Consider the following 15,473-nt stretch of genomic DNA (forward strand, 5'->3'; position numbering starts at 1 on the left):
GCGTGTCACATCGCTCGCCAATCGGTGATGCCCCGAACTCAGGAGGGAGTCGGTGCATCGTGCACTCGCTCCGATCGAGACAGGTGCACTTTTTTCGTTGCAGCCGGACGCCACAATTGGGACGGTGGAAATGTCGGAATCGCAACCAAGGAGGATTCGGAAACTGGCATAGAAACCGCCGATTCGGGCGTGGCACGTCACCGTACCTGGCACGGCATATAGCAGTCTCGAATCCCTTACTGACCCGATCACCCAATACATCTCACAATATGCAGACCGCGTGAGTGAAGGAGGAAAGCATGTCGAACTCCCTTAAGGGCGGAACCGAGGAAACAGCAGTCGACGTCGTGATCGTCGGTGCCGGCTTCGCCGGCCTGACCGCCGCAGAACGGCTCGTGAACATGGGCGTGTCGGTCTTGGTCGTGGAAGGTCGCGACCGCGTCGGAGGCCGAGCGTTCTCAGGCGAAGTGGCTGGGATCAAGGTCGACCTCGGGGCAACGTGGGTCGCACGGCGGCACACTGCGATCCGAGACCTCGCGAGCCGGTTGGGGTGCACCACGACCAGTCAGTTCGACGAGGGCCACAACGTCCTGTGGATGGACGGACAGCGCAGCACCTACACGGGCACCTTTCCCGAGGTCTCACCGGAAGCCTTGGAAGACTTGGCCCGTATCCAGATGGCGGTGGCGGAACTGACTTCGACCATCAACGTCGATGCGGCCTGGGAATCCCCGGACGCCGGCCAGCTCGACGCGATCTCGTTCGGAGAATGGCTCGACCAGCAGCAGGCGACAACGAGCACGCGGGCGCTGATGACCATCCTCACCAAGGTGCAGTGGGGCTGCAGCCCGGGGGACGTCTCTCTGCTGCACGCGTTGCGCTACATTCGCGCTGCAGGGGGCGTGGAGCACATGCTCAGCGTCGAGGGCGGTCAGCAAGAGGAGCGAATCACCGAAACCACTCAAGAGATCGCCGTGAGGCTCGCCGAGCAACTCGGCGACAGGGTTGTCGTCGGTGCCCCTGTTCGACGAATTACCCAGGACGACAGCGGCGTCACGGTCAGTACCGACTTGAAAGTGATCAACGCCAAGTACGCCATCGTCACCGCCGCCCCCTCGCACCGCGCCGACATCGACTTCCAGCCTGCCCTGCCTGACAAGGCGGAAGGGCTCACGAAGACCTGGCGTCTGGGCACACTGAGCAAGGCGTTCGTCGCCTATGAGAAGCCCTTCTGGCGGAGCAGCGGGCTTTCGGGTGAGGCACTGACCGACACCGGGACCGTTTTCATCACCTTCGACGTTTCGCCCGATGACAGCGGACCAGGCGTCCTGATGGCCTTCTGCGACCCTCGCGTATTCGACGGTTTCAACTCGGCGGATCGACGTCGCCGGGTGATCGACCAGCTCGTCGGGCTGTACGGCTCTCAGGCGAGCACCCCCATCGACTACGTGGACCACTGCTGGGGCCCGGCGTCCGAACCGTTCGCCCCGGGAGGGCCGAACCCTGCTGTAGCCCCCTATGCATCCGTCAGTTACGGCACCGCCCTCACAGAGCCTCACGGGCGCATCCACTGGGCCGGGGTAGAAACCGCCGGCGAGTGGGCCGGAACCATGAACGGCGCCGTGCTTACGGGTCAGCAGACCGCCGAGCGGGTCGCACAGCGGCTTGGAGGGCACGCCGACAAGGGTGCCCAGTAGGCAGCGCTGCGGGGAGCCGATCTCGACAGGCCGAACGGGAAGGCGTAGCAGACAGCTGCGTCGACCAGCGAGAACGCCGCCGAATCGGCTCCTGGCATCGCGCTAGTGCTGCGCGGGGGGGACAGGCTCCGCACTCCCGTCTCATCGCCGTTGCAGGGCATCTCCCCACGTCACCATCACCGCTCAAGGGCAGTCGGGTTCCTCGTCCTCCAGGAACAGGACCGGGCCGAGCACGTCGCGACCGAGAAGGAACTCGCCGGGGCCTAGGTACTCCCCCGGCGGGCCATTTCGTCCGTCATGGCTGCGATCGCAAAATCATCGTCATCGTGAACAGCGCTGGACAACAAACTGCATGACGAGCAGCCAGGCAGCGGCTGGGCGCTCGGCGGCGCCGTCGTCGCCATCTTCGGCCTGACCGGGCCCCTGTTCATCCAGCGCCGACGCGTCTGGGTGCGGGCCGTGCGGGGCGACGACGGCGTCACCGTCGTGGAGATGGCCAGCCTCGGCCGCAGCGAGTCCGCGAAGGTCCCCGCGGAGCTCGGCGCCCCCCGGCGGGGTCCTGTACGACCGGGCGCCCGCCGCGCGCGCCCAAGAACCCCGCCACTCCGAATCCCCCGACACCCACGCCGTCACTGCCGAAGGGGCTAAGAAGTGAATCTCGCCGCCGCGACCGACGAGCATCTCGCGATCGTCAGCAACACGCTGATCTACTCCGCGATGGCCGTCTACACCCTGGCCTTCCTCGCGTACATCGCCGAGTGGCTCTTCGGCAGCCGCAGCAAGGTCGGCCGTACCGCCGCCGCGCTCACCGCCGGCGCCGCCACCAAGGCGGCGTCCGGCCCGGCCGTCACCGTGAAGAGGGCCGGGGGCACCGCCGTACTGCAACGGCCGCAGGTCGTGGTGCGCTCCGCCGCCGGCTCCCGCGCCGTGCCCGACGGGCCCGGCGCGCACGGCGGCACCGAGAAGGGCGACCTCTACGGACGCATCGCCGTCTCGCTCACCGTCCTCGCCTTCGCCATCGAGGCGGGTGGCGTGGTCTGTCGCGCCCTGTCGGTGAAGCGGGCGCCGTGGGGCAACATGTACGAGTTCAACCTCACGCTCACGACGGTCGCCGTTGGCGTATACCTCGTCCTGCTCGCCCTGCGGAAGAACGTCCGCTGGCTCGGCCTGCCGCTGGCCACGACCGTCCTGCTCGACCTCGGCCTCGCCGTCACGGTCCTCTACACGGCGAGCGACCAGCTGGTGCCCGCCCTCCACTCGTACTGGCTGTACATCCACGTCTCGACCGCCATCTTCTGCGGCGCGGTCTTCTACGTCGGCGCCGTCGGCACGCTCCTGTACCTCTTCAAGGACAGCTTCGAGAGCAAGCTCGCCGCCGGCGGCACGCCCGGCCGCTTCGCCAACTCCGTCCTCGACCGGCTGCCCTCCGCCGCCTCCCTCGACAAGTTCGCCTAGCGCGTCAACGCCGCCGTCTTCCCGCTGTGGACGTTCACGATCATCGCGGGCGCCATCTGGGCGGGCGACGCCTGGGGCCGCTACTGGGGCTGGGACCCCAAGGAGACCTGGTCCTTCATCACCTGGGTCGCCTACGCCTGCTACCTCCACGCCCGCGCCACCGCCGGCTGGAAGGGCCATAAGGCCGCCTACCTGGCCCTGATCGCCTTCGGCTGCTGGCTCTTCAACTACTACGGCGTCAACATCCTGGTCTCAGGCAAGCACTCCTACGCGGACGTGGGCCTGGGCGCCCTCCAGTCGGTCGGTTTCTGAACCGGCCCCCTACTGCGGGACGTCACCGCGGGCGACGCCCGCGGTGACGTCCCGCAGCCGTTCCACATACAGCCGCAAGTTCTTGTGGGCGACGTCGGTGTCCGGGTAGCGGCTTGCGAACCACAGGCCCTCCGGGAGCCAGAAGCGCATCCGCTGGGAAGCCGCCCTGGAACAGGCCCGCGTGCAATACGCCGCGGCGTACCGTGTGAGGCACTTCGAAACGCAGGAAGCGGCATGGCGCCATGCGACCCGACTGGCCGAATACGCGAGCGCCGCACGCACACAAGTCGAGACCCTGCCTCCAGGCCAGACCAGAACCGAAGCCGGAGCATGGATCATCTGGGCAGTAGCCGCCGTCGAGCGCCTCGACCCACTGAGCACGCCACCCCGGATACCCGAGACCCCCGAACCACGGCCCGACGAACCAAGCCCTTCCACGGACACTGGAGGCCCTAAGGCCCCTGACACAAAACCTGTCTGGGCCCCACCCAGCCTCACGAACGACATCACGGGAAGCGAAGGGGGGTTCAGCATCGACGGCAGCGCGAGGACATAGATCTGCGTCAAGCGCTCGATCGCCTCGTCCTGCGTGTCGAACCCGCCCTCCTCGACCTGCTTCCCCAGACCGTTGCGGAAACGGATCGTGTATGGGTGCGGGCACCGCGTCGGCCTGGCACAGCCGCAGTCCTTGGAGAACGACCCCATACCGCGGGCGAGTTGACGAGCCACGTGACGCACCTTCCGAGCGGGAGCCGGGCATCTGCACCCAGGCCCCGCCACGGCGATCACCAAGTCAGCAAGCCAGGACGCCCTCGCACCCGATGCTGACCAATTGCTGACCTGAGCGGCCCTACTATGCCTCTGACCTGTACAAACGCCCAGATGCTGGTTCTTGGACTTGAACATGGTGCGCAGCATCGAGTGCTCCGAGTGGTCGGCTCCCTGCCTGTTCTCCAGGTCAAGGGCTCTGTGTGCACGGGCGGCTCCAGCGTACGCAGCGGGGTCCCGACGGCGCACCGAGACCCCGGTCACGTTCGGATCACTCGACCGCCGTGGGCCTGCGCGAGGCCGTCGTCGCCTCGCGTACGTCGGTCAGCGGGCGCAGCCGGTAGGTGTAGGAGTAGTCGCGGTTCGCGAACAGCTTGTACTCGTCGTGGGTGTGCGCGCCCCAGCTGTTGTCGCCGCCGACGCCCATCTGCCGGTGGGCCAGGCGCAGCACGACCTCTTCGCGCGGCGTCAGCTGGTAGTCGTGCCGGGCGCCCACCGAGAGGTCCTCCGGGGTGAAGTGGGAGGCGTTGACCTCCAGGAGCGGCTCGCCCGAGACGAGCAGTCCGGAGCCGTCGCCGCCAGTGAGGGCGATCCAGCGGACGTCGGTCCGGTTGCCGTTCTCCTGCGGGCGGATGTAGGGCTCCCACTGGCCGGAGACGGTCCCGGACCAGCAGCCCACGTCGGTTCCGTTGTTGCGGTCGCAGTGGTTCTCCTCCGGACCGCGGCCGTAGTAGTGCAGGTGCTCCAGCCGGCCGGGCAGGAACAGCAGGGTGCCGACCTCGGGGATGTAGGGCAGGGAGGCCGCGCCGGGGCGCAGGGTGTTGTCGACCTTGATCTCGCCGTTGCCGAAGACCGTGTAGGTGGTCGTGTACGAGGAGGCGGTGGTCGTCGGCAGGGTCCCGGCGACCTTGATCTCGACGGCCCTGTCCCGCAGGGGCCGCACGACGACGTCCGTGACCTTTCGGGCCGTGCCGGCGTCGCGCCAGGTCTGGTTGCGGACGTGCTGGCCGTTGCCCTTGTCGTTGTCGGTGGGCGCCCGCCAGAAGTTCGGCGCGGGGCCGGAGGCGATCAGCTGGGCGCCGTGGGCCTCGAACGAGGTGATGACGCCGGTCTTCTTGTCGACGGTGAGCGAGAAGGCGGCGCCCTTGACGGTGACCGACGCCTTGCCGTCCTCGTAGGTCAGCGGCGGGACGTCGGCCAGGGGCACTTCGCGCACCGCCGGGCCGCCCGCGTCGACGGCGAGCTGGTGCCCGGCGACCTCGAAGCCGGCCTTCGCCCACTTCGTGGTCTGGCTGGTGGTGAAGGACAGTTCCAGGAAGTACTCCGTGCCCGGCGCCGGTTCGGCCGGGATCTCGAAGGGGACGGTGATGTCCTTGCTGGAGAGCGGGGCGATGTCCAGCTGGGCGCGGGTGAGCCGCCCTCGCCCCACCACCTCGCCGTCGGCGGTCAGCGTCCAACGCCCGTCGAGCTCACGGAGGTTGGTGAACAGGTTCTCGTTGGTGAGGGTGACCGCCGCGCCGGGGGCGAGCCGGTCGCCGCCGGCGGCCGGGGCGGCGGCGACCGCCTGGTAGATCCGCTTGACCTCGGCGGCCTTGCCGGTGTGTCCGCGGTCGGCGGTGACGATGCCGTCCGCGACGAAGTTCCCGTCGTTGGGGTTGTCGCCCCAGTCGCCGCCGTAGGCGAAGAAGGTCTTCTCACGGGGCCGTTGCTCGGTGAAGGCGACCGTCGCCGCGTCGAACCAGAACCGCACCCCGTCGTCCCCGGGACCGCGTCCGTCGGACGCCAGCTCGGCGGCGCCGAGGGCGCGGGCGTACACGCGGGCCCGGCGGATGGTTCCGCTGAACTCGCGGGTCCAGTTGTCGACGTCGGTGGCGAGCGCGAGGGGGGCTGTGTTGCTGCCGGGGCGCCGGGTCGTGGTGCGGGTGCCCTTCACCTCTCCGTCGACGTACAGGGTCAGCGTGCCGGCGTCGGCGTCGAAGACACCCGCGACGTGGTGCTCGGTGCCGGTCCAGTCGTCCGGCAGGGCCCACCTCACGGTCACCCACTCACCGCCGCCGTGGATGAAGAACTCCAGGTTCCCGTCGCTCTGCTTGAGCGAATACTGGGTGTCGCCCTTGGCGAGGACGGGCTGGTGGTAGCCGAGGACGTGCGGGGTGAACCACGCCTCCAGCGTCAGGGAGCCGGTGAGGTCGAGGCTCGCGTCGCGGGCGAAGACGGTCCCACCGGAGATGCCGTCGGTGCGGTCGAAGGTGCCGCCGGGCGCGAGGATCTCGCCGCGCAGCGCGGCCGGCCCGGCCTCGGTGAACCGCTTGCGCGTGGGGGTGGGCCAGCTCAGGGACTGGTCGACGAAGTCCCAGATCCAGCCGCCCTGGAGCACGGGGTAGCGGCGGATCAGGTCCCAGTACTTCTTGAAGTTGCCGTTGGAGTTCCCCATCGCGTGGGAGTACTCGATCATGACGTACGGCCGGGTGTCGCTGGTGTTCTTCGCGCGGGCCTCGACCGTGGCCGGGCTGTCGTACATCTCCGAGCGGATGTCGCTGACGGTGGGGCGGTCGTCGCCCTCGTACTGGACGACGCGGGTGGTGTCGTACGACTTGATCCAGTCCTGCATCGCGACGAACGTGCTGCCGCCGCCCGCCTCGTTGCCGAGCGACCAGATGACGACCGAGGCGTGGTTCTTGTCGCGGTGGACCATGTTCCGCGCGCGGGCCACGCAGGCCTTGGTCCAGTCGGCGTGGTCGCCCGGGTACTCGCCGCGGATGCCGTGGGTCTCCAGGTTGGTCTCGTCGACGAGGTAGAGGCCGTACTCGTCGGCGAGTTCGTACCAGAGCGGGTTGTTCGGGTAGTGCGAGGTGCGGACGCTGTTGATGTTCATCCGCTTGATGACGGTGATGTCCTCGATGAGGTCCGCGCGGGTGAGGGCCGTGCCGCGGTCGGGGTGCATCTCGTGCCGGTTGGTGCCGCGGAAGGAGACGGGCTTGCCGTTGATCCGCATCAGCCCGTCCTTGAGCGCGAACTCGCGCAGGCCGACGCGGTGGGACAGCGTCTCGATCAGCTTTCCGGCGGGGTCGCGCAGCCGGAGTACGGCCGTGTAGAGGTACGGGTGTTCGGCCGACCAGAGCTTCGGGGTGGGGACCTGCTTGGCGGCGCTCGCGGTGGCGTCCGCGCCGACGGTGTCCACGGTGACGGGGAGTTGGAGTGGGCGGGACCAGACGGGGTGCCCGTTCGCGTCGTACAGCTGTGTCTCGACGGTGTAGCGTCCGGCGCCCTTCCCGGCGTAGTCGCGCACGCTCGCGGTGACCGACAGCTCGGCGGACCTGTGGTCGTCGTCGAGGGGGGTGTCCAGCTTGAAGTCGCGCAGGTGCACGGCGGGGGTGGAGTACAGGTAGACCGAGCGGAAGATTCCGCTCAGCCGGATCATGTCCTGGTCCTCCAGCCAGTCGCCGTCGGAGTAGCGGTAGACCTCGACCGCGATCTGGTTGGTGCCCGGCTTGAGGTGCGGGGTGATGTCGTACTCGGCGGGGGTGAAGGAGTCCTCGCGGTAGCCCACCAACTCGCCGTTGATCCAGACGTAGTGGGCGGACTTCACGCCCTCGAAGTGCAGGAAGGTGCGCCGTCCCGACCAGTTCCGCGGCAGGGTGAAGGTGCGTCTGTACTGGCCGACGGGGTTGTAGCGGGTGGGTGCGGCGGGCGGCTGCGGGTCCTCGCCGAGGCCGTTGGGGCCCCAGTAGGGGTAGGTGATGTTGACGTAGATCGGGCGGTCGTAGCCGTGCGTCTGCCAGACCGACGGGACGGGGACGGTGTCCCAGTCGCGGTCGTCGACGTCGGTGCGGTGGAAGTCGGGGTCCCGGTCGTCCGGTCGTTCGGCGTAGGCGAACTTCCACTTCCCGTCGAGGCTGAGCCGGTACGGCGAGCGGGTGCGGTCGGCGGCCAGGGCCTGCTCGACGTCCGCGTAGGGCATCAGCGTGGTGTGCGGTGGCTCGGCGCCGACCTCGAACAGGCTGATGTCACCGTTCCACTCCGGGGTGCCGGCCGCCGCCCCGGTCCCGTCCGCCGCGTGCACGGTGGCGGACGAACCGGAGACGGCGAGTGCGCCGAGTACGGCGGCTCCTCCCTCCAGCAGACGGCGGCGGCTGACCGGGACACCCGGTGAGCGGGGCGGGCCGGCGGGAGATTCGGGAGAGAGCGGCATGACCATGGCCTTCCTCGGGACGACAGTGCGGCGCTGCACGGCTTGAGGGAGCGTCAGATCTTGTGCGGTGCTGTTGGGAAACCCCACGCACACTAGGTTGTGAACAGGGGGGAAGCAATGATGCTGTCGAGCTTTGTGTGTTCCTGGTGGATACGGTCGTCGGTCTTGGCCGAATCCAGCCGCTCGAACTGCGTCCGGTGCAGCTCGGCGTAGCGCCCGCCGGCCGCCAGCAGCTCCTCGTGCGTGCCGCGTTCGACGATCCGGCCGGCCTCGACCACCAGGATCAGGTCCGCCGCGCGCACGGTCGAGAGCCGGTGGGCGATCACGATCGCGGTCCTGCCCTCCAGCGCCTCGGTCAGCGCCTCCTGCACGGCCGCCTCCGACGTGTTGTCGAGGTGGGCGGTGGCCTCGTCGAGGATGACGGCCCGCTGGCGGGCCAGCAGCAGCCTGGCGATGGTCATGCGCTGGCGTTCACCGCCGGACAGGCGGTAGCCGCGCTCGCCCACGACGGTGTCGAGGCCGTCGGGCAGGGACCGTACGAGTTCGTCGAGGCGGGAGCGGCGCAGGGCGTCCCAGAGTTCGTCGTCGGTCGCCGCGGGACGGGCCAGCAGCAGGTTGGCGCGGACGCTGTCGTGGAAGAGGTGGCCGTCCTGGGTGACCATGCCGAGGGTGCCGCGCAGGGACTGGGCGCTCAGGTCGCGGACGTCGACGCCGCCCACGCGTACGGCCCCCTCGTCGACGTCGTACAGCCGCGGCAGCAGCTGCGCGACGGTGGACTTGCCGGCGCCGGACGAGCCGACCAGCGCGACGGTCTGCCCCGGTTCGGCGCGGAAGGAGATGCCGTGCAGGACCTCGGCGCCGCCGCGTGTGTCGAGGGACGCCACCTCCTCCAGGGAGGCGAGGGAGACCTTGTCGGCGGAGGGGTAGGCGAAGCGGACGTTCTCGAACTCGACCGACACCGGCCCCTCGGGGAGCTCCTCGGCGTCCGGTTTGTCCTCGATGAGGGGTTTGAGGTCGAGCACCTCGAAGACCCGCTCGAAGCTGACGAGGGCGCTCATCACCTCGACCCGGGCTCCGGCGAGCGCGGTCAGCGGCGCGTACATACGGGTCAGCAGCAGCGCCAGCGCGACGACGGCGCCCGGCTCCAGGGTGCCGCGCAGCGCGAACCAGCCGCCGAGGCCGTAGACCAGGGCGAGGGCCAGCGCGGACACCAGGGTGAGCGCGGTGATGAACACCGACTGGGCGGTGGCGGTGCGTACGCCGATCTCGGCGACCCGCCTGGCCCGGGCGGCGAACTCCTCCGATTCCTCGCCGGGCCGCCCGAAGAGCTTGACCAGCGTGGCGCCCGGCGCCGAGAAGCGCTCGGTCATGCGGGTGCCCATCGCGGCGTTGAGTGTGGCGGCCTCGCGCTGCATACGCGCCATGCGGTGCCCCATGCGCCGGGCCGGGATGACGAACACCGGGAGCAGGACGAGGGCGAGCAGGGTGATCTGCCAGGACAGGGTGAGCATGACGACGAGGGTGAGCAGCAGCGTGACGAGGTTGCTGACCACGCCGGACAGTGTGTTGCTGAAGGCGCGTTGGGCGCCGATGACGTCGTTGTTGAGACGGGAGACGAGCGCTCCCGTACGCGTACGTGTGAAGAACGCGACCGGCATGCGCTGCACATGATCGAACACAGCCGTGCGCAGATCGAGGATGAGGCCCTCGCCGAGCGTCGCCGACAGCCGCCGGGCGAGGATCCCGAGCGCCGCCTCCGCCACCGCGATCAGGGCGATCAGCAGGGCCAGCCGGACCACCGTGCGCTCGTCGCCGCTCGTCACGATCGCGTCGACGACACGGCCGGCCAGTACGGGGGTGGCGACGGCGAGCAGCGCGGTCACCACCCCGAGCACGACGAAGAGCGCGATCCGTCGGCGGTGCGGGCGGGCGAAGGCCGCGATGCGGCGCAGGGTGGCGCGGTCGAAGGGGCGGCGTTCGCGCTCGGCGTTCATGACGCTGTGCAGCTGGGTCCAGGCCGTGGTCTCCATGCTCATGGGAGGGACCGTAGAACCTCAAGCATCATTGAGGTCAAGCCGGTCCATATCGTCGGCTTCGCGAAGATCGGTGTCCGTCCGCAGCCGGTCCGTAAGCCTCCGTCTCCGCTTCCGCAACCCGCCGTTGTCGCGACACGGAAAACCTCTCCCAATGTGACCGCCGTACGACTCCACACGGGACGCCTGCTCCGGCGCATCCCGATCCGCCAGATACTGGTCCTGCTCCCGCTCGCACTCGTCATTCTGGTGGCGGTGCAGCACCGGGCCGTGCTCGCCGAGGGCATCGGCCATCTGGCGACGGCCAAGTGGCCCTGGCTGCTCGCGGCGGCCGGTGCCACGTGCTTGACGTGGGTGGCGGCGGCGGTGACGCGGCAGGGTGCCGTGGTCGACCGGCTGCCCAAACTGCGACTGCTGGTCACACAGTTCGCGGCGGGCTCGGCCAACCATCTGCTGCCCACGGGGCTCGGCGCGAGCGCGGTCAACCTGCGCTTCATGACGGTGTGCGGACTGCCGCTGGCCCGCTCCTCGGCCGCGGTGGCGCTGTACCTGCTCGCGGAGAGCGTCGCCCGCGTCGGACTGCTGGCCGCGCTGCTCATCGCCTTCCCGCACGCGCTGCGGGTCGGCCCGCTGCTGCCCGAGGGGGCCTGGGGCCCACTGCTGCTGATCATCGGCGCCGTGGCCGCCTTGATCGTGGCCGTCTTCGCCCTCGTACGCCGGCTGCGCACCGCCGTGATGTCGTTCCTGCGCACCGCGCTGGGCGAGGCGCGCTCGGTCCACACCCGCCCCTCCCGGGCGCTCGCGCTGTGGGGCGGTTCGCTCGCGTTTCCCGCTCTCCAGGCGGCCGGCCTGGTCCTGGTCGGCCTCGCGCTGGGACTGGACGTACCCCCGGCCCACATGGCACTCGCGTACCTGGCGGCAACCGTGGCGGTGGCCCTCGTGCCCACTCCCGGCGGGCTCGGCTCGGTGGAGGCGGCGCTGATAGTGGCCCTGGTCGCGGCGGGCGGCCCGGTGGCCGTGGCCACGGCGGTGGTGCTGGCCTACCGGATCATCACGGTGTGGCTGCCGTTGCTGCCGGGGGCGTTGACACTGGGGGCGTTGGTGCGTTGGAAGGTGATCTGAGGGGTTGGGGCCGCCAGAGAGTCGGTCCTGGCGGACTGCGTGTGACCGGCCAGTAACGTACGGGGTCCGACCCACAGAAGGGACCCCGCCATGCCGGTCCGCGTCGAGCGTCAAGGGCACGTCACCACCGTCGTCCTCTCCCGGCCCGAGGTCCGCAACGCGGTCGACGGGCCGACCGCCGCCGAGCTCGCGGCCGCCTTCCGGGAGTTCGACGCCGATGACGGGGCGAGGGTGGCGGTGCTGTGGGGTGAGGGCGGCACGTTCTGCGCGGGTGCCGATCTCAAGGCACTCGGCACCGAGCGGGGCAACCGGGTGGCCGAGGAGGGCGACGGGCCGATGGGGCCGACCCGGCTGCGGCTGTCCAAGCCGGTGATCGCGGCCGTGGCCGGGCATGCCGTGGCCGGCGGACTGGAACTGGCGCTGTGGTGCGATCTGCGGGTGGCCGAGGAGGACGCCGTCTTCGGTGTGTTCTGCCGCCGCTGGGGCGTGCCGCTGATCGACGGCGGCACGGTACGGCTGCCCCGGCTGATCGGCACCAGCCGCGCGATGGACATGATCCTCACCGGGCGCCCGGTGCCGGCACCCGAGGCCCACGCCATGGGGCTCGCCAACCGCGTCGTGCCGACCGGACGTGCCCGCGCCGAGGCGGAGGATCTCGCCGCCATGATCGCCCGGTTCCCGCAGTCGTGTCTGCGGGCCGACCGCGCCTCGGTGCTCGACCAGGACGGGCTGGACGAACCGGCCGCGATGCGCGGTGAACTCCGGCACGGCATGGGCGTGCTGGCGGAGAGCATGGAGGGCGCCGCCCGCTTCGCCTCCGGGGCGGGGCGGCACGGGTCGTTCACGGAACTCTGAGGCATCGCGCCCGTCGTCCGCCGGGGCACGCGCGGGCAGACGACCCGCGCGCGGCGCGCACGCATCAAGCGCGCCCCGGGGTGCGCTCGTTGGCCCTCCCTGGCGGTGGAGGTCACGGGAGAATGCCCGAAAGCGACCGATGCCACAGTCCGCCGGACGATCCCGGCACGAACACGTGTACCCGATACGGCAGGATGAGCCCTCGCGCCGGCCTCGGGGGAGGAAACGACCGGCGCGACGGCACATCGCGGAGATCGAGCAGGTGACAACGTGACGAGACTTCACATCCGGCCGTCGGCGAAGGGATTCGCCGCCGCCTTTCTTCCCGGAGGTGACCGGTGAACCGAGCGCTCACCGTGGACGACCTGGTCTTCGCCGGGATCGCGCTGGCCGCGGGGCTGCTCGCGGCCTTCCTGCTGCGGACGCTGCTGCGCTGGCTCGGCAAGCACGCCGACCGCACCCGCTGGAGCGGTGACGACCTCATCGTGGACGTGCTGCGGACCGTGGTGCCGTGGGCGGCCTTCCTCGGCGGCGCGGCCTCCGCGGGCGCCGCGCTGCCCCTGACCAGGACGGTTCAGCACAACGTCAACCAGACGCTGACCGTGCTGCTCATCTTCGTCGTGACGCTCACCGCGGCCCGCGGGGTCGCCGGAGTGATGCGGACGGTCACCCAGTCCCGTCCCGGCGTCGCCGGCTCCGCCACGATCTTCGTCAACATCACCCGGATCCTGGTCCTGGCCATCGGATTCCTGGTGGTGCTCCAGACACTGGGCATCTCGATAGCACCCCTGCTCACCGCCCTGGGCGTCGGCGGTCTGGCGGTCGCGCTCGCCCTTCAGGACACGCTCGCCAACCTGTTCGCGGGCATCCACATCCTCGCCTCCAAGACCGTCCAGCCCGGCGACTACATCCGGCTGAGCAGCGGCGAGGAGGGTTACGTCGAGGACATCAACTGGCGTCAGACGACCGTGCGCGCGCTCTCCAACAACCTGATCGTCATCCCCAACGGGGAGCTCGCGAAGACGAACATGACCAACTTCATGCGTCCCGAGCAGGAGTTGACGATCCTCCTCCAGGTCGGCGTCGCCTACGACAGCGACCTGGACCACGTCGAGCGGGTGACGAACGACGTCATCGCCGAGGTGATGACCGAGGTCGAGGGCGCCCTCCCGGACCACGAGCCGATCATCCGCTTCCACACCTTCGGTGACTCGCGCATCGGCTTCACCGTGATCCTGGGCGTCGGCGAGTTCAGCGACCAGTACCGGATCAAGCACGAGTTCATCAAGCGCCTGCACCGGCGCTACCGCGCGGAGGGCATCAGCATCCCGGCGCCCACCCGCACGGTGGCCATCCAGCAGCAGAGCACGGTGTCGATCCCGCTTCAGCGCGTCCCGGGTGAGGCGGACGAGGTGACCCCCGTCCGCCTCGACTGACCTGCCCCGAGGTGCCTACAGGGTGGCCGAGTTGTCGTGGGAGCGGCTGCGCTTACGGTTCTGCGGCGAGGTGAGCGCCGGGTTCACCGGCGTGACCGTCCAGTCCGGGTGCCCCGGCATCCGCGGCGTCTTCGTGCCGTACAGCCAGTCCCGAAGGAATCCGGACACATCCTGACCGGAGACCTCGGAGGCGACGGCGATGTAGTCCTCCGTCGACGCCGAGGAGTTGCGGTACCGGTCGAGGAAGGCACGCTCCAGGGCGTTGAACGCCTGCTCACCGACGAGGTTCCGCAGCGCGTACAGGACCAGGACGCCGCCCACGTAACGCTGGCTGTCGAACAGGTTCGCCGCGTTCGGCGCCGCGACCGGCCCCGAGTCGCGGCGCCACTGGTCCCCGCGCGCGTAGGTGTCCTTCATACGGGCTTCCATGGTGGTCAGGCCCAGCGAGTCGGCCCAGCCGCGCTCGTAGCGGTAGAGCAGCCCGTAGAAGTCGGCGTGGCCCTCGTTGATCCACAGGTCGGCCCAGGTCGCGGGGCTGACGCTGTTGCCGAAGTAGGAGTGGACCAGCTCGTGCATCATGTGCGAGCCGATCTTCGGCTCCGCCTGGAGCAGATAGTTCGGCTTGTAGAGGGTCAGGGTCTGGGTCTCCAGACCGGTGAAGTCGAAGGCGTTCGGGGCGTCGGAGTTGCAGGGCAGCAGCCCGTACGTCTCGAAGGGGTAGGCCCCGAGCCGCGCCTCCAGCCACTCGACCAGGTTCGGCGTCAGCGCGAGCGCCGGCTCCAGCGCCTCGGCCCGCGCGACCGGGACGACGTCACGCAGCGGGAGACCGTGCGGGCCCTGCCGCTCCTTGATCACGTAGTCGCCGACCGTGATCTGTATCAGCTCGGTGGCCATGGGCTCGCGGGAGCGGTACGTGTACGCGGTACGGCCGCCGGAGAGGCTCTCGGTGCGTTCGAGCAGGCCGGTGGCCACGCCGCGCAGGCCGCCGGGGACGGTTATGCGGAACGTGAAGTCTGCCTTGTCGGAGGGGTGGTCGTTGCAGGGGAAGACGGTGTGGGCCAGGTTCGGCTGGCCGCAGACCGCGAACCCGTCCAGCGTGTCGACCCAGCCGGTGTACGGCTGAGGGATACGGCGCGGGTCCGCCGAGTACTCGACGCACACGGTCACCCGGCACTTGCTCGGCAGCGTCCGTGCGGGCGTGATGCGCAGCTTCTCGTCCACCTGTTCGAACGTCGCCGGACGGCCGCCGACGCGGACCGAGCGGATGTCGAGGCCGAGGGAGTCGAGGGAGAAGCGGGACAGCGCCTGGGTGGTGCGGATCGTCAGGGTCGCGGTGGCGTCGACCAGCCGCGTCGTGGCGTCGTAGGCGAAGTCGAGGTGGTAGGCCGACACGCGGTAGCCGTCATTGCCGAGGGCCGGGTAGACGGTGTCCCCGAGGGTCTCGGGGCCCGGGGTGCCGGAGGTCTTCGCGGCCGACACCCCCGTGCGCGTCGGTGCCGCGTGGGCGGAGGGGGCGACGGTCAGGGCCGCCGCGGTTCCGATCAGGGCCGCAGGGGCCGTCACTCTGGTGCGATATCTCATGGTCCGCCTTCGCTCGGGCGGC

General features: G+C 69.8%; 8 protein-coding genes and 2 pseudogenes. 6 read left to right on the forward strand and 4 right to left on the reverse strand.

Annotated features, from left to right (window positions below; genetic code table 11):
- The first annotated feature begins 299 nt into the window (after positions 1–299).
- From ACIQWG_RS16010 to ccsB, 3 genes and pseudogenes are all read left to right on the forward strand, one after another.
- On the forward strand, positions 300–1,697 hold the full coding sequence (locus ACIQWG_RS16010) for a flavin monoamine oxidase family protein (RefSeq protein ID WP_404095441.1): 1,398 nt from the start codon (positions 300–302) through the stop codon (positions 1,695–1,697).
- Between the two features lie 357 nt (positions 1,698–2,054).
- Positions 2,055–2,352: pseudogene (locus tag ACIQWG_RS16015) on the forward strand (cytochrome c biogenesis protein ResB); the annotation flags it as partial.
- Positions 2,349–3,464, forward strand: a pseudogene (gene ccsB / locus ACIQWG_RS16020) (c-type cytochrome biogenesis protein CcsB). The pseudogenes ACIQWG_RS16015 and ccsB, both read left to right, overlap by 4 nt.
- 9 nt (positions 3,465–3,473) lie before the next feature.
- Here the strand turns inward: ccsB and ACIQWG_RS16025 are convergent.
- The 3 genes from ACIQWG_RS16025 to ACIQWG_RS16035 form a co-directional block, all read right to left on the reverse strand.
- Complete coding sequence (locus tag ACIQWG_RS16025) at positions 3,474–3,614, reverse strand: hypothetical protein (protein ID WP_404095905.1); 141 nt, start codon at positions 3,612–3,614, stop codon at positions 3,474–3,476.
- An 889-nt stretch (positions 3,615–4,503) separates the two neighbouring features.
- Positions 4,504–8,424: a glycoside hydrolase family 2 TIM barrel-domain containing protein gene (locus ACIQWG_RS16030; protein ID WP_404095444.1), complete on the reverse strand. Its 3,921-nt coding sequence runs from the start codon at positions 8,422–8,424 to the stop codon at positions 4,504–4,506.
- Between the two features lie 92 nt (positions 8,425–8,516).
- The gene (locus ACIQWG_RS16035; RefSeq protein ID WP_404095884.1) at positions 8,517–10,454 is read right to left on the reverse strand and encodes an ABC transporter ATP-binding protein; all 1,938 of its coding nucleotides are present in this window, start codon (positions 10,452–10,454) and stop codon (positions 8,517–8,519) included.
- Between the two features lie 159 nt (positions 10,455–10,613).
- On the opposite strand from ACIQWG_RS16035, the gene ACIQWG_RS16040 reads away from it, so the two are divergent.
- The 3 genes from ACIQWG_RS16040 to ACIQWG_RS16050 all read left to right on the forward strand — a co-directional run bounded on the left by ACIQWG_RS16040 (position 10,614) and on the right by ACIQWG_RS16050 (position 13,870).
- Positions 10,614–11,579, forward strand: a complete 966-nt coding sequence (locus ACIQWG_RS16040) for a YbhN family protein (RefSeq protein WP_404095447.1) — start codon at positions 10,614–10,616, stop codon at positions 11,577–11,579.
- A gap of 90 nt (positions 11,580–11,669) precedes the next feature.
- Complete coding sequence (locus ACIQWG_RS16045) at positions 11,670–12,434, forward strand: crotonase/enoyl-CoA hydratase family protein (RefSeq protein WP_404095449.1); 765 nt, start codon at positions 11,670–11,672, stop codon at positions 12,432–12,434.
- A 338-nt stretch (positions 12,435–12,772) separates the two neighbouring features.
- A complete protein-coding gene (locus tag ACIQWG_RS16050; protein ID WP_404095452.1) occupies positions 12,773–13,870 on the forward strand; it encodes a mechanosensitive ion channel family protein in 1,098 nt (365 codons plus the stop codon).
- 15 nt (positions 13,871–13,885) lie between these two features.
- Here ACIQWG_RS16050 and ACIQWG_RS16055 read toward each other — a convergent pair whose 3' ends face one another.
- Positions 13,886–15,451, reverse strand: a complete 1,566-nt coding sequence (locus tag ACIQWG_RS16055; RefSeq protein WP_404095453.1) for a M1 family metallopeptidase — start codon at positions 15,449–15,451, stop codon at positions 13,886–13,888.
- Positions 15,452–15,473 lie beyond the last annotated feature (22 nt).

The sequence above is a fragment of the Streptomyces sp. NPDC098781 genome, from assembly GCF_044759995.1.
Lineage (GTDB): Bacteria > Actinomycetota > Actinomycetes > Streptomycetales > Streptomycetaceae > Streptomyces.

Coding starts and splice junctions, on each gene's coding strand:
- ACIQWG_RS16045 (WP_404095449.1), top strand. CDS start 11,670: ATGCCGGTCCGCGTCGAGCGTCAAGGGCACGTCACCACCGTCGTCCTC.
- ACIQWG_RS16030 (WP_404095444.1), bottom strand. CDS start 8,424: ATGCCGCTCTCTCCCGAATCTCCCGCCGGCCCGCCCCGCTCACCGGGT.
- ACIQWG_RS16055 (WP_404095453.1), bottom strand. CDS start 15,451: ATGAGATATCGCACCAGAGTGACGGCCCCTGCGGCCCTGATCGGAACC.
- ACIQWG_RS16010 (WP_404095441.1), top strand. CDS start 300: ATGTCGAACTCCCTTAAGGGCGGAACCGAGGAAACAGCAGTCGACGTC.
- ACIQWG_RS16025 (WP_404095905.1), bottom strand. CDS start 3,614: ATGCGCTTCTGGCTCCCGGAGGGCCTGTGGTTCGCAAGCCGCTACCCG.
- ACIQWG_RS16035 (WP_404095884.1), bottom strand. CDS start 10,454: ATGGAGACCACGGCCTGGACCCAGCTGCACAGCGTCATGAACGCCGAG.